This window comes from Hydrocarboniphaga sp. FW305-C-57 (assembly GCF_058783045.1).
The window spans coordinates 42,676-55,856 of the sequence record NZ_JBYSYG010000010.1 but is presented as its reverse complement, the minus strand read 5'-3'; the positions used below and the strand labels follow the sequence as shown (position 1 = coordinate 55,856).

Genomic DNA, 13,181 nt, shown 5'->3' with positions numbered 1-13,181 from the left:
CCCGACATGCTCGACCTGCAAACGATCTCCGACCGGCTCGAAATCCAGCAACTGCACGCCGACTATTCCGGCGCGATCGACCGCAAGAACTGGGATGCGCTCGATCGCGTATTCACGCCCGATGCCTGGATCGACTACAGCGCGATGGGCGGCATCAAGGGCCGCTATCCCGAGATCAAGCGCTGGCTCGCCGAAACGCTGCACTGGTTTCCGCACTACTACCACCTCGTCAGCAACCTGCAGCTCGAAATCGACGGCGACACCGCGAACAGCCGCATCGTCTGCTTCAACCCGATGGTGATCCAGCCGCAGGGCGGCAAGAAGACGACGATGTTCTTCGGGTTCTGGTATCTCGATCGGCTCGTGCGTACGGGTGATGGCTGGCGCATTGCGGAACGAATCGAGGAGAAGTGCTTCGATTGCAGCTTGGCTCCAGCGGTGACGAAAGCTTGAAGCCTCGCGTGTGTGCACGCGCCAGCGTGCCGGTGCGTGCACACACGCGTCAGGCGCGACTCAGCCCGACCCCTGCTTCCCCGGATTGCTCAACGCCATCCTGAAACAGCAGCCGCGCCAACCGATCGACGTTACCGACCTGGGCTGGAGACGGCAGATGGAGCACGCACTCGCCGATGCGTATCAGGTTCTCGGTGTTCTTCGAGCTGGCGTCGAGACAGAGAATGCAGCGACAACCGAGCCAGCATGCCGGGCGAGTTCATGACGGAGAGGCTCGCAGTCGTGAAGTTTCTGCGAGTCTTTGATTGCCAACGCTTCAACACACTCCGAATCTTGCTACGGCCGCATAGGCTACCTTCCGACATCTGTCGCGGACAGGGCGTGCAACCACAGCGAGCGCCGCCCTGGAACATGCGCTGATCGCCAGGTTCGGCACGCTGAGGCGTGTTCCGCTGCCGCTTCTGCTGCGATCAAACAACGGCTTAGTACGCCCAGACGCTGGGTGGCGCATTGCGAAGCGAATCGAAGAGAAGTGTTTTGATTGCAGCTTGGCTTGAGAAGGAGGCAAAGCCTCCTGAGTCCGTGTCAACGGCAGCTCAGTGCTAGAAGCAGTCCATCACGAGAGTCGGCTTCTCCGCCGCGTAGTCGGACTGAAGCGTTTTTGACGCCTGCATTCGTAGGCGCTTTCTCGGAAAGCGTACCCATGCAGTCCGCCGCACGATTTCAGCGCTGTGATGAGTAGGAGCGGCTGGTTTCGATCCAACCGCTCCTCTCTGCTCAACCACGCGCTTGCAGCACGTCTACCGACCGCCGTTCCAGTCGAGGCACGATCTGGCCGAGCACCAACTCCTGGAAGTGCGACGTCGCTCGGTGGGCCTCGACCGCCGCCGCATCACGGTAGCGCTCGACCAGCAGCAGGCTGCACGGGTCGTCGAGGCTCGCGAACACCTCATACTCCTGGCACCCAGGCTCCGCGAGCGAACGTGCGCGGACTTCCCTTACGAGTGCCAGGACCTCGTCCAGCGCCTCGGCGCTCACCTGCCAGCGTGCATTGACCACGATGCTGTCGGACGCGCTCATGAGTGGTTCTCCTGCAGGGCGGCGACGATCTGCTTCGCCAGCGGCCCGCCCGATGCCGGATTTTGTCCGGTCATCAGCAGCCCGTCGACGACGACCTCGGTCTGCCACGGCGCCGTCGACGAGAACTGCGCACCCTCGTTGCGCAATGCCGACTCGAGCAGGAAGGGAACGTCGGGCTTGGCGTAGCCCTCTTCTTCCGCGTTGGAGAACGACGTCAGGCGCCGCCCCTTCACCAACGGCGTGCCGTCATCGAGCGTCACACCCAGGAATGCAGCCGGGCCGTGGCAGACCGCCGAGACGATCTTGCCGCCGTTCCAGGCGCGAATCACGGCGCGCTTCACGTCTGCGTCCTGCCAGATGTCGACCATCGGCCCCAAGCCGCCCGGAAAGAAGATCGCGTCGTAGTCCAGGACATCGATCTCCGAAAGCTTGCGGCTATGCCCCAGGCGCCGAATCGAGCTGCTCTGGCGGAACGCGAGCTGTGCTGGGTCACGCTCGTCGTACCCGTCCTCGAATACCGGCCCGCCCTTGGGTGACGCGTACTCCACCGCCACGCCAGCCGCGTCGAAGACCTCGAAGGGATGCGCGATCTCCGGGAAGAAGTAGCCAGTGCTACGGCCATTCGGGCCGATCTTGGCCGCGTTTGTCACAATTACCAGTACGTGCTTGACGCTCATGACACTCTCCTTTCGTTGGGTTGTTGGCACCGCGTTGCTGCGGTGAAGCAACATTAGGAGTCCTGCAGCGTTGACAGTAGCCGCTGCGGCGTTGACGGACTGGATGAGTTGATTTGACAATCGGCCCAATGAAGACCGATGCCCCGATTCTGGACGAGCTGCGCGCGATGGCGGTTTTCGCCTCAGTAGTGCGTTGCGGCAGCTTCGCCGCTGCAGCGCGCCAGCTGCGGCTAACGCGCGCCGTGGTCAGTCATCACGTGCGCGCACTGGAGAGCAGGCTCGGCGTTCCCCTGGCTCAGCGCAGCACGCGCAGTTTCAGCCTGACACCGGCCGGGGAGGCGTTTCGTGTGCATTGCGAACGCCTCGTGGACGAGGCCGTGGACGGCATTCGCGGCATGGAGCTGCTACGCGCAGAGCCGCGCGGCGAGGTGCGGCTCACCTGCTCGCATCACTTCGGCACCCAGCGGGTCCTGCCCGCTCTCATCGAATTCCGGCGACGTTACCCTGCCGTGCGTCTGCACGTGACCATGAGCGACAGCACCGTCGACCTCGTGCAGCAGGGCGTCGAGCTCGCGGTGCGCGCCGGACCGCTGCCGAACTCGGAGCTTCATGCGCGCAAGCTGGTGGAAGTGGCGACGATGCTGTGCGCGGCGCCGGCCTACCTGCGCCGGCACCGGATGCCGACTTCGATCGAGGAGTTGGAGCAGCATCGCTGGGTGATCTATCCACCGAATCAGCGGAGCGTCAGCGTCGTGTCGGAAGGGACGCGCCACGACATCCCGGTCCGAGGGGACATCGTCACCGACAGCGCCGCCTCGCGACTCGCCTTCGTGCTGGCCGGTGAAGGGATCGCGCGCTTGCCGTCCTACGATGCTGGCGCGCCGCTGGCCTCCGGCCAACTGGTCCGCGTGCTGCCCAATGTTGAGACCGCGTCGTTGAGCATCTTCCTGGTTCACAGCAAGCGCATCGGACCGAGCACGCGCCTGCTGCGGGATTTCCTGCTGGGTGCGGCGGCATCAGCAGAGTGGTAGGTCGAGGGCACGGACCCGCTGTACTTAGTGCGACGTTTTCGCCCCGGCCACCCCGTGTCTCCGGCAGCCTCACAGTGTGGATAACGAACCAGCGTCCGCTTCGTCGGCAATCGAAGAACGACTCAAATGGCAGCTCTGAGCTGTAACCGGCCCTAGTTGAGGGTTGGCGGGGATTCTGACGAAATCGCAGCAAAGTCGGCATAACTTGCTGTTTGTGCTTGTTAATTTTAGCCCTCGAAACTTGAGATTTCAGAGCTTCTAAACCACCCGCCCTTTTGACCTTTTAGCGCGGCGGCGATGCATCCAAGCGGTGACTACTCACGCTCAAGCCGCCGCGAGCACTTCAATGATGGGGCAGGCATCCCCGCCATCACCGGCGTCGCACTGCCGGATCAGGTCCGTCAGCGCCTCCTGCATTGCCACGAGATCGGCCATTCGCTGCTCGATGATTGCCAGCTTCCGCGCAGCAAATTCCCGGGTGTCGGCGCACATGCAGGCGGAATCCAGCCTAAGCAGGCCACCGATCTCAGACAGCGTGAAGCCTAGGCCCTGTGCCCGCTTGATAAAGCGAAGCTGCTTGGCTTGCTGAGGGGTATACCGTCGATACCCGTCAGACGGCTTCGTGGGTTCGTTGAGTAGGCCCAGCCGTTGGTAGTACCGCACCGTCTCGATATTGACGCCAGCTGCTTCCGCGAGCTTGCCGATTGTCAGTCCTGTTGTCATCGCGCGCCCCTTGACTCCGTACCTTGGTACGGAGTTTAGAGTAGCAGCTAAATTGCCAGGTCAAGGATGCGGCGGATGCAATTCACTGGAAAACCCTCACTGATTGCGAGTGTCGCGGCGGCCACTGGAGCATCCGTGTGCTGTGTCGGGCCGCTGGTGCTGCTGGCCTTCGGAATCGGTGGATCGTGGATCAGCAACTTGTCGGCGATGGAGCCGTACCGGCCGATCTTCATCGGCCTGACGCTGGTCTTCCTCGGCCGCGCATTTCACCAGCTCTACCTCGTGCCACAGGTATGTGCGCCTGGCATGCCATGCATCGATCCAATCACCACCAAGCGCCACCGCCTGATCTTCTTGGTCGTCGGCATCCTGCTGCTCTGCCTGCTCGCGGTACCTCTGCTGGCCTCGCTGTTCTACTGAAACGGAGACTCCCATGTACAACACTTTCTTGGCACTGCTCGCACTCACGGCGCTGCCGCTGGCAGCCTTCGCGATGGCCCCACAAACGGTAACGCTTGTTGTTCAGAACATGACCTGTCAGGTGTGCCCGATCACCCTGAAGAAGTCGCTGCAAGGCGTCGCCGGCGTAAGCGAAGTCAGCATCGATTTCGCGAAGAAGACGGCGCGCGTCACTTTCGATCCGGACAAGGCCAAGTCCGCCGATCTGACCGCCGCGACCAGGAATGCCGGGTATCCATCGGCCGTGCAAAAGTAGCGACGGCCATGAGCGCCATCGTGTTTGAATCAGTGATTACCTGTCCGCGATGCGGAGCTTCAAAGTCCGAGACCATGCCTGCGGATGCCTGCCAATTCTTCTACGAATGCAGCGATTGCAAGACGCTTCTCCGGCCGACTGCCGGTGACTGCTGTGTGTTTTGCTCATTCGGCTCGGTGAAGTGCCCTCCGATTCAGCAACAGAGCCGATGCTGTGGCTGATCCAATGACTGACCCGCGAAGCTGCGACAGCGTTCGCAGGCCGTCGCATGTGCTCGGCTTCTGGATCATTCCCGGCGGCATCTCCGCAGGGGCGTTCTTCGGCGCTGACCGGTATCCCGCGCTTCTTCTGATCGGGGCCGCCGCCTGCCTCGTCAATGCCGCTCGCTGCCACCGACTGCATTGCTACATCACAGGACCCTACTTTTTGCTCCTGGCAATAGCTGCGAGCATCGCGTACGGATTCGACGTAGGCACCTCGCATCACTCCGAAAAGTGGCTGCTAGTGTCGCTCGGAATAGCTCCACTGCTCATTTGGCTGCCCGAACGCCTTTCGGGTACGACCTATCGGAAGTCATCAGGCTGCTGAACGATCGCCTGGCACCCCCTGCCTCATCCTCGGGCAACCTTGACGGCGAGTAACTCAGCGCCTTGGTATCAGCCGTCGCCTACTACGAGTTGTGTCACTTTCGCTGGTGAAACATCCGCAAAGCAGCGGAATCGCGGAGAACGTTGCAAGAATGGTTGCGAAAATTCTCATGTGGTGGACGCCTTTGATATGATCAATCCGGCCGCCGGACAAGGTGCGGCGGCATAGGTGACTGACGCAACCTGTGCTGCAGACGTCGAACTAAGAGCTTCCAGCCTCACCGGCTTTGGCCTTCTGCAGACGGCGAATCTCAGCCTTGGCTTCCTCCAATTGCCCCAGCAGTGCCGACAGCCGGCCTTCGAGTTTTGCCGCATCTCTCAAGGCCTCGTCGCGGTCACGTTTGTGCTGCTCGCTGCTCCCGGTCAGCTGTTCGATCTCGGCACGGGCACGATCCAGTTCAGCCTGGCGCAGTGCCTGGTCCCTGGCGGCCTGCTCATGGACCCGCTGCAGGGCATTCTCGGCGGCCACCACGGCCTCCTGGCGCTTGGCGAGGTCACGCTGCGCGGTCGTCAGCTCCGCCCGGAGCGAAGCATTCAGTTTGGCGGCCTCCGACACCGATGTCTCGAGGGTTGCCGCATGCTTGGCTGCGGCGGCCGTTTCACGCTCTCGATCCTGCACCAGGCGTTGCAACTGGGCCTTCTGTTCGTCGATACGACCCAGCAGGTGACGCTCGTTGCCCTCGGCCTGGTCGCGCAGCCGCTGCAGTTCGCCGGTGTGCTTCTGGGCGGCGCGTTCGCGCTCGGCCTCGGAAGCGCGGGCCTGGGCCTCGGCGGTGGTCGCGCGGGTCGTCTGAGTTCCCAGCTCTTTCTCGGTGCTGGCGAGCTTGGCTGAGGTGGTCTTGAGCTGCTCCCGGTGACGTTCCAGATCGGCGTTCAGGTCGGCAACTCGCTGATGGAACGCCGTGCGCTCGACTTCGAAGTCACGGCGCTCCTGGGCCAGAGCTTCGCGGCCTTGAGCGAGCGCCGCCTCAGCCTCCGCCCGTTCCGATTCCAGTTCCTGGCGGGCAGTACTCTGTACTTGCTCGTAGAGTTCAGCCGCGGCCGTCGCGATCGACGCCGGCAAGTTCAGGCGCAACGGCAGCGACTGGAAGTACTGCTTGAGCAGAGCGTTCACCGTACCAGGCGAGCCGGTCCCCAAGATCCGGCGCACGCCATCGATCGTCGGCCGCTCACCTTCGGCCAGCAGCTGATCCGCAGCGCGCGTGATGTCGGTCAGCGTTACACCGCGCATAGGGTTTTCCCGGTATTAACCGGCTCCGATTTTCGCGTTTTAATGCTCATGGGGTCTCCCGATTCTCAAATCCCTGCCCTTGCCTTTATACTCGTGATAAGAGATGTTTATCACGAATACGACAGGTCGAACGTCGTATTTAATACATAGTACATAGGATTTATACCGATATGCCGACCGCTGAGCCACCGCGCAGACGCAGGCCCAAATCCGCGGCCGTGACGGTCGCGGCGCCGGCCGAGCTGATCTCGCCGTCCGAACTGGGCGACGCGGCGCGGCGCGCGGCCGAGGAAATCCTGGTCGCCGGCCAAGCCGAGAATACCGTCCGCAGCTATCGCAGCGCCCTGCGCTACTGGTGTGCCTGGGCCCAGGCGCGTTACGGGCAGCCGCTGGCCCTGCCCGTCGCCGTGCCGACGGTGCTGCAATTCCTGGTCGACCACCTGGCGCGCGGCCCGATCGACCAGCCGGTCTGCGAGCTGCCAGCGGCGATCGACCAGCTCTTGGTCGAGAGCGATTTCAAGCGCCAGGCCGGACCGCTGAAGATGAACACCGTGGTCCACCGGCTGGCGGTGCTTTCCAAGTTGCACCAACTGCGCCGGCAGCCTAATCCCTGTGAAGATCCGCAGGTCCGCCAGCTGCTGTCGAGCGCCAAACGCGCCGCCTCCAAGCGTGGTGAAATCGTCACGAAGAAGACGGCGGCGACCCGGGAGCCTCTGGAAGCCATGCTGGCCACCTGCGATGACTCCCTCAAGGGAATCCGAGATCGGGCGCTGCTGCTGTTTGCCTGGTCCAGCGGCGGTCGCCGGCGATCGGAGGTGGCCGATGCCATCGTGGAGCGCTTAATCAAGGCGGATGGCAGCAACTATGCCTATCGGCTGCATCGGTCAAAGACCAACCAGGATGGGACAGTCAAGCAGCCAGATAAGCCGATCCGTGGCAAGGCAGCTGAGGCCCTGAAGGCCTGGCTCGACGCGGCTGCCATTGCCGAGGGCGCGATCTTCCGGCGCCTGTGGGGGTCGCGAGTGGGCCCTCCCCTCACCCCGGAATCCGTCGCGAACATCGTGCGCAAACGCGCCTTGTTAGCCGGATTGGACGGCGATTGGGCGGGCCACAGCCTCCGGTCAGGCTTTGTCACGGAGGCGGGTCGGAAGAACATTCCCGTGGGTGACGTAATGGCCATGACCGAGCATCGGAAGGTCGATACGGTTATAGGGTATTACCGGAGCGGCGAACTGGCGGCCAACGCCGTTGGAAACCTGTTGGACTAAGGCAGTTCCGTGCGCGGAGGTAACCCGAGCAATGCTCGGCAGATGTGGGGGTCTTAAGCTACTATCGAACTTGGCAAAGGCCGGAATCTACAGGTCGAAGCCCTTGATTCAGAATAAAAAGACTCAAAACCGATCGGGGACCAAAACGGCGCCATGCCTATTGCCTTCATTCACCTCTCGGACATCCACTTCGGCCAGGAAAAAGGCGGAGCGGTCGCCGTCCACGACGATGTCAAGGAACGGCTGATTGAAGATGTCCAGGATCAGGTGGCACGTCTTCCCGGACAGCGAGCCAGCGGCGTCATTGTTTGCGGGGATATCGCGTACGCTGGAAAGCGTGAACAGTATGCGGCCGCCGCGGCTTGGCTCGATCAGATCGCTGGCGCGGCCGGTTGTGCGAAAACCGACGTACAAATAGTGCCGGGCAACCATGACGTAGATCAGCAAACTGGCAAGTGCGCTCTGAGCCGAGACCCCAATGAGTGCTCCGAGCGCCTCGATGAATCAGAGGGGGCTGCCATCGAACCACCCTCGGTCTTGGAGACGGAGAGCACCCTTGCACCTCCGCCGGAAAAGCCAAAGCTTCCGAATAGCCTTACCCTCGATTTAGACCAAATTCGAAGTCTGGGGGCTTCCCGGCAAACCACGCTGGTTGGGGTACTGGGATGCCCTGACTCGGGTAAGACGGCAGCACTTGTTAGTTTGTATCTGCTTCTGGCCCACAACCGCCTGGAAGGCTTTCGCTTTGCCAACAGCCTCACTGTGATGGCTCTTGACGAAATCAGCCGCGGCGCCAGGCGCTGGAGCGAAGGCGCGCGGCCAGATCAGATGACGGTGCATACCGAGATATCTACGGAACGCGGAGCTGGGTTTATGCATCTGCGAGTTCTCGACCAGCGAGATCGTCTCTGTGACCTGCTCGTCCCTGATCTGCCAGGTGAATGGTCGAATTCGCTTGTCGACGAGAACAGGGTGGAGCAGTGGTACTTCCTGAAATCGGCTGACGTTCTCTGCTTCTTTGTCGATGGTCGACAACTGGCAAGCAAACGGCAGTCCACCGTCCATCGCACAAAGCTGCTAATTCAAAAGGCGGCGGCTCTGGTTGCACCGCGAACGCCGCCGGCCATTTTGGTAGTGTCGCACCGGGATGCCTTCGAGCCCAATGCGACAGCCTTGCAGCAAATCATAGAGGAGGCTGCCCGCTACGACTTGCAAATCCAAGTAGTCCCCATCGCGTCCTTCACTAAGGCGGACTCCGGGGTTCAACCGGGATTCGGCATTGGCGCCCTCGTCGAGACCTGGGTAAATCCGTCTCCTCCCCTTCCCCTGGAATTCTGGCCGGATACGGACAACTCTTGGTGCAACCGGGTCATGCTACGCTTCCGGGGACGCAAATGACCGCGAGCACCGCCTCGATCCTGCTTGTGGGCTTGCCCGAGACTGGCAAGACGAACTACCTCGCGCGTTTGTGGGCCTCCCTACGCGAGGGGAAATCCGCAGTGACTTCGACACCGGATACAGGGGTGATCAAGTACGTTGAGGATGCCGTCGCCCATCTTCTCGAAGGTGCATTTGCGGGCCGAACCACCCTGGACTCCGAAGATCAAAGCGCAACATTTCGGATTCCGGTGCGTGCTTCAGAAGGAGCAATTGCCGCGGAACTGGTGGTGCCTGACGTAAATGGTGAAATGTGGCGAGATGCCGTGGAGGATTCCGAAATATCGCAGCGCTGGCATGACGAACTCTGCCGAACCTCGATGGCATTGCTGTTCGTGCGAGCGCGGTCTCCGTTGAATCACATGCCCTTGGACTGGGTGGTCTCGGATGGCATTCTGACCAAAATCACCCCAAATGCCGAGGTGCAGAGTCGGATTCCCACCCAGGTCTATTTGTGTCAGCTGCTTCGATTCCTCGAGACCACCTTGGGTCAGTCAGGGGTGAAAACTCCGCGCCGTGTTGCCGTCGTCGTGACGGCATGGGACCGGCTGGATGCACAGCAACGCGCGCAGGGTCCCTGGCGATATCTAGAGTCCGAATTCCCGTTGTTCTTTGGTGCCTTGCAGAACTCTGAAGAACTCGACATCGATGCCTTTGGGGTGAGTATCGTCGGGGGCGACTTGACCGATGATCCGGGGTTCAAGGCTGACTTCTTGGCCAATGGCGACGTCCATGCTTCCGGCTACGTCGTGCATGGCACCGAGGAACAAGCGGATGTCACCATCCCAATCGCCTGGCTTCTACGGAAGTGACGCAGCGACGAGAATGTACGCACGCGAGCAATTTCACGGCTACCGGAACGGTCATCAACTGCTGCAGGGTAATGTTGAGCTGATCCAGCAAGACCAAGATACCGTCGACCGTCTGTCCGATATCTCCGGGCAGTTGCGGCCAGGGGAGGAGTTTGCCCCGTATTTTACGTTCTATCCCCTCCCCAGCCAGACTTACTATGTCGTGGCGCTGACGCGACAGGATCTGGCGGCGCCAAGAGCAGGCTGCGTTCGCACGCATAGCCTGTTTGTGCCGATGCCGGAATGGACCGCGCCCACAGTCCTTCAGACTCTGCGCGATGTTGTTTCACATTTTCAGCTGAGCGCGGATTCGAATGTTTTAGGACATCCTTCGGGCGCAGAGGAGATTCGGACCTGGCCTCGTCTCGAAAGCCCATGGAGCCTGGAGCTGGTCGAGGCAATGTTTTTGGAGAAGCGCGCCCCGATTGCGGTGTTCGATGCAAAGGATGCCGACCTTGCTTGTTTTCGCCTGATTGCAGCTTTATGGCCGGCGCTCCGGAAGATGTTTGCCGTTTGTACCTTTTCTCTCGGTCCCAGATCAGTACAAGGACGTCCTTTCGACATAGTCTTCGCACCAAAAGCTGCACGGTCACGTTTCAGCGATTGGTCAGGTAGAAGGATTGAGCCATCGTCGACGCCCTACCGTCCACGCCACCGTTGGTCGAATGCCCTTGCTGAGGCGGTCTTCAAGGACTTCCCTCCGAATCTGGATCGTCTGGACGAACTGGGAATTCTTGGAGGCCATCAGGACGCCAGCGAATCCCGACTGAGACTATCCCTGTTCTGGCGAGAGCTGGCTGATAAGTCGGCGGAGTCGCCGGAAGCAGTCTTGGGGTTGATCGATATCTACACGACGGCTCACCCGACTAGCCTACCTGATCCTCGATCTGTACAGCCGCAAGATCGTCGGCTGGGAGGTGCAGGAGCGTGACCATGCCGATCATGCGACGCATCTGGTGCGACGTACCGCGCTGGCCGAGGGCATCGCCGCACTCACCGACAAGCCGGTGCTGCACGGCGACAACGGCGCCACGCTCAAAGCCACCACCGTGCTGGCGATGCTCGAATGGCTCGGCGTCAAGCCCTCGTACTCGCGTCCCCGCGTGAGCGACGACAACGCCTACGCCGAATCGCTGTTTCGCACCGCCAAGTACCGGCCGGAGTTTCCGGCCAAGGGCTTCGCCGATCTCGATGCGGCACGCGCTTGGGCAAGCGACTTCGTGCGCTGGTACAACGAGGAACATCGGCACAGCGGTATCCGTTACGTCACGCCAGCACAGCGCCACAACGGGGACGATCACGCCCTCCTGGCCGCTCGTCACGCGCTCTACACCGAAGCCCGAGCACGCAACCCGGCGCGCTGGTCCGGCGACACCCGAAACTGGTCGCCGATCCTCGTCGTTACCCTCAATCCCGAGCGCGACGACGTCATCAACACGCATTTGAACGGCAGCCATACTTTGCCGTTAGCTGCATGACTCAGGCGACAAGTAGCTTGACGCGCGCCGCTACTCCCAGGTGCCTGCGCCCATATGGCGAGCCGAAATTCGTCAAGGACGATAGAGTTTCTCGAAGAATCCACTGACACGGACAATCACGGTCACCGGCTGGGTTCCCTTGTTACTCCAGTACCACCCGTGAGCGCCGTCGAATGGAGCGATGAAGTTGCCATGCGCGGCGGTCTGCTCACGATCACGCCAGTAGCTGCTGAACTGATCACCGGCATTCGGGGGCTCACCATGCATGTCGAAATTCACGGCACCGCCCTCTGCTTTCCAGGTGAAAACAAAGGAATCGCCCTCGCGCATGGCGGCCTTGATCTCAGCTCCTTCATTCGGCTGGAGAACCAGCATCATCTCCTTCGTTTGGAATGGCGCCTCGTTGGCGATCACTGCCATCTCGGTATTGGGAACGGTACTCGCGGGGCTCGCAGCGGAGGCCTCCGAGGCGTGCAGCGCGCTCAGCCCCAGGACTTTTCCGATGCCCGTGGGATCGACGCCGAACTCCGCCGGCATGACCGTGGTAACCAGCAAGACTGCAGCGCCTGCCAGGGCAATGGCCGTGGCCTTCAGCAGTGTCGGAACGCTGGCTTGGATCGGCGAAACAGGGACGTTTGGGTTAGTCATTGAGATAGAAACCTGCAAGTTGATAGCCGGTGAGCAGGAAGCCCGCACTCATCAGCACGACATTGGCGGCGAAGGCCTGGCGTCCGAATGCAGACGTCCTGCGCCAGAAGCCCATCGCGATCAGAATGCCGGTCAGGGCCAGCAACTGTCCTATCTCCACGCCCACATTGAACGCGAGCATGTTAGGCACCAATCCGTCTGAGCCCAGTGAGAAGTCCTGCAGCTTGGTGGCCAAGCCGAAGCCATGGAACAAGCCGAAGATGAACACGGCCGCGCGATTGTCAGGCTGGACGCCGAATACCGTCTTGAAGGCGCCGAGGTTGTCCAGTGCCTTGTAGACGACCGACAGACCGATGATCGCATCGACGATGTATGGGTTGACGTGGGTGCCGCTGAGAACGCCGTATAACAGGGTGCTGCTGTGACCGATCGCGAACAGGGTCACATAAAGCCCCACGTCGCGTATCCGGTAGAGGAAGAAGATCACCCCGAACAGAAACAGGAGGTGGTCGTAGCCCGTCACCATGTGCTTCGCGCCCAAATAAAGGAACGGGATCAGTTGCGCTCCCGCGCTGCCCTCGATGAAGAGCTTGTCATCCTCGGCAACGCCATGCGCCGCCGCTGCACCGGCCAGGAGAAGGCCGGGCAGCAGCAGTGCAAGGGATACCCGCCTCACTTCGATGTAGGCGCAGCCGGCGCCTTCTCGTCGGCCTTCTCGGCTTCGGTCTCTGCCCCCTGTGCCTTGTCCCCCTTGGGGGCGGCTTTGGATGCGCCAGCCTTGCGCACAGACTGGGGCTTGACCACAGCGCCCTCTTCTTCCGGCTCGTGGTTTCCGTGAGCCATGGCCAGCGGGGCGCTCAGGCTCAGCAGGATCGCAGCAACAAACGACTTCTTCATCTCGAACTCCAGTGGGGATGGAACAGCGGTACAGCAAGGGACCGG

16 protein-coding genes and 1 pseudogene are annotated in these 13,181 nt (G+C 61.5%); 10 read left to right on the top strand and 7 right to left on the bottom strand.

What is annotated here, in order from left to right; genetic code table 11:
- Positions 1-6 precede the first annotated feature (6 nt).
- Entirely contained in the window at positions 7-453 is a 447-nt protein-coding gene (locus AC3WUM_RS18640) for a nuclear transport factor 2 family protein (protein ID WP_492412073.1), read from the top strand.
- A gap of 777 nt (positions 454-1,230) precedes the next feature.
- On the opposite strand, the gene AC3WUM_RS18635 is transcribed toward AC3WUM_RS18640, so the two are convergent.
- Together AC3WUM_RS18635 and AC3WUM_RS18630 are read right to left on the bottom strand one after the other, a co-directional pair.
- A complete protein-coding gene (locus tag AC3WUM_RS18635; RefSeq protein ID WP_492412071.1) occupies positions 1,231-1,533 on the bottom strand; it encodes a putative quinol monooxygenase in 303 nt (100 codons plus the stop codon).
- A complete protein-coding gene (locus AC3WUM_RS18630) occupies positions 1,530-2,210 on the bottom strand; it encodes a type 1 glutamine amidotransferase domain-containing protein (RefSeq protein WP_492412070.1) in 681 nt (226 codons plus the stop codon). Before AC3WUM_RS18630 ends, AC3WUM_RS18635 begins: the two co-directional genes overlap by 4 nt.
- A gap of 128 nt (positions 2,211-2,338) precedes the next feature.
- Here AC3WUM_RS18630 and AC3WUM_RS18625 point away from each other — a divergent pair, with 128 nt between their 5' ends.
- The gene (locus tag AC3WUM_RS18625; RefSeq protein WP_492412068.1) at positions 2,339-3,241 is read left to right on the top strand and encodes a LysR family transcriptional regulator; all 903 of its coding nucleotides are present in this window, start codon (positions 2,339-2,341) and stop codon (positions 3,239-3,241) included.
- A 324-nt stretch (positions 3,242-3,565) separates the two neighbouring features.
- Here the strand turns inward: AC3WUM_RS18625 and merR are convergent, their stop codons facing one another.
- Positions 3,566-3,964: a mercury resistance transcriptional regulator MerR gene (merR, locus tag AC3WUM_RS18620; protein WP_040455173.1), complete on the bottom strand. Its 399-nt coding sequence runs from the start codon at positions 3,962-3,964 to the stop codon at positions 3,566-3,568.
- 75 nt (positions 3,965-4,039) lie between these two features.
- Between merR and AC3WUM_RS18615 the strand changes: the two genes are divergently transcribed.
- Genes AC3WUM_RS18615 through AC3WUM_RS18605 form a run of 3 tightly spaced genes read left to right on the top strand, consistent with a single transcriptional unit; the run spans position 4,040 to position 4,900 of the window.
- Positions 4,040-4,384: a mercuric transporter MerT family protein gene (locus AC3WUM_RS18615; RefSeq protein WP_040455175.1), complete on the top strand. Its 345-nt coding sequence runs from the start codon at positions 4,040-4,042 to the stop codon at positions 4,382-4,384.
- A gap of 13 nt (positions 4,385-4,397) precedes the next feature.
- Positions 4,398-4,679 carry a mercury resistance system periplasmic binding protein MerP gene (merP, locus tag AC3WUM_RS18610; protein WP_007187068.1) on the top strand — a complete coding sequence of 94 codons (282 nt, stop codon included), beginning with the start codon at positions 4,398-4,400 and terminating at the stop codon, positions 4,677-4,679.
- An 8-nt stretch (positions 4,680-4,687) separates the two neighbouring features.
- Positions 4,688-4,900 carry a GDCCVxC domain-containing (seleno)protein gene (locus AC3WUM_RS18605; RefSeq protein ID WP_083844665.1) on the top strand — a complete coding sequence of 71 codons (213 nt, stop codon included), beginning with the start codon at positions 4,688-4,690 and terminating at the stop codon, positions 4,898-4,900.
- A gap of 628 nt (positions 4,901-5,528) precedes the next feature.
- Here the strand turns inward: AC3WUM_RS18605 and AC3WUM_RS18600 are convergent.
- Positions 5,529-6,557, bottom strand: a complete 1,029-nt coding sequence (locus tag AC3WUM_RS18600; protein ID WP_492412067.1) for a DNA-binding protein — start codon at positions 6,555-6,557, stop codon at positions 5,529-5,531.
- A 170-nt stretch (positions 6,558-6,727) separates the two neighbouring features.
- On the opposite strand from AC3WUM_RS18600, the gene AC3WUM_RS18595 reads away from it, so the two are divergent.
- The 5 genes and pseudogenes from AC3WUM_RS18595 to AC3WUM_RS18575 all read left to right on the top strand — a co-directional run.
- Positions 6,728-7,825 (top strand): site-specific integrase, encoded by a 1,098-nt coding sequence (locus AC3WUM_RS18595; RefSeq protein WP_007187070.1) that lies wholly within the window; start codon positions 6,728-6,730, stop codon positions 7,823-7,825.
- A 153-nt stretch (positions 7,826-7,978) separates the two neighbouring features.
- Positions 7,979-9,223, top strand: coding sequence for a TRAFAC clade GTPase domain-containing protein (locus tag AC3WUM_RS18590; RefSeq protein WP_492412065.1), 1,245 nt, complete (start codon positions 7,979-7,981; stop codon positions 9,221-9,223).
- Complete coding sequence (locus AC3WUM_RS18585; protein WP_040455183.1) at positions 9,220-10,074, top strand: TRAFAC clade GTPase domain-containing protein; 855 nt, start codon at positions 9,220-9,222, stop codon at positions 10,072-10,074. Before AC3WUM_RS18590 ends, AC3WUM_RS18585 begins: the two co-directional genes overlap by 4 nt.
- Positions 9,983-11,044: a GAP1-N1 domain-containing protein gene (locus tag AC3WUM_RS18580; RefSeq protein WP_492412062.1), complete on the top strand. Its 1,062-nt coding sequence runs from the start codon at positions 9,983-9,985 to the stop codon at positions 11,042-11,044. The genes AC3WUM_RS18585 and AC3WUM_RS18580 overlap by 92 nt, the downstream gene beginning before the upstream one ends.
- Positions 10,986-11,591: pseudogene (locus AC3WUM_RS18575) on the top strand (transposase); the annotation flags it as partial. The gene AC3WUM_RS18580 and the pseudogene AC3WUM_RS18575, both read left to right, overlap by 59 nt.
- Positions 11,592-11,663: 72 nt before the next feature.
- On the opposite strand, the gene AC3WUM_RS18570 reads toward AC3WUM_RS18575, so the two are convergent.
- The 3 genes from AC3WUM_RS18570 to AC3WUM_RS18560 are packed head-to-tail and all read right to left on the bottom strand — an operon-like array spanning position 11,664 to position 13,136.
- Positions 11,664-12,239 carry a hypothetical protein gene (locus AC3WUM_RS18570; RefSeq protein ID WP_050997778.1) on the bottom strand — a complete coding sequence of 192 codons (576 nt, stop codon included), beginning with the start codon at positions 12,237-12,239 and terminating at the stop codon, positions 11,664-11,666.
- Positions 12,232-12,915, bottom strand: a complete 684-nt coding sequence (locus tag AC3WUM_RS18565; protein ID WP_237715099.1) for a HupE/UreJ family protein — start codon at positions 12,913-12,915, stop codon at positions 12,232-12,234. The genes AC3WUM_RS18570 and AC3WUM_RS18565 overlap by 8 nt, the downstream gene beginning before the upstream one ends.
- Entirely contained in the window at positions 12,912-13,136 is a 225-nt protein-coding gene (locus AC3WUM_RS18560) for a hypothetical protein (protein WP_007187076.1), read from the bottom strand. Before AC3WUM_RS18560 ends, AC3WUM_RS18565 begins: the two co-directional genes overlap by 4 nt.
- Between the last annotated feature and the right edge of the window lie 45 nt (positions 13,137-13,181).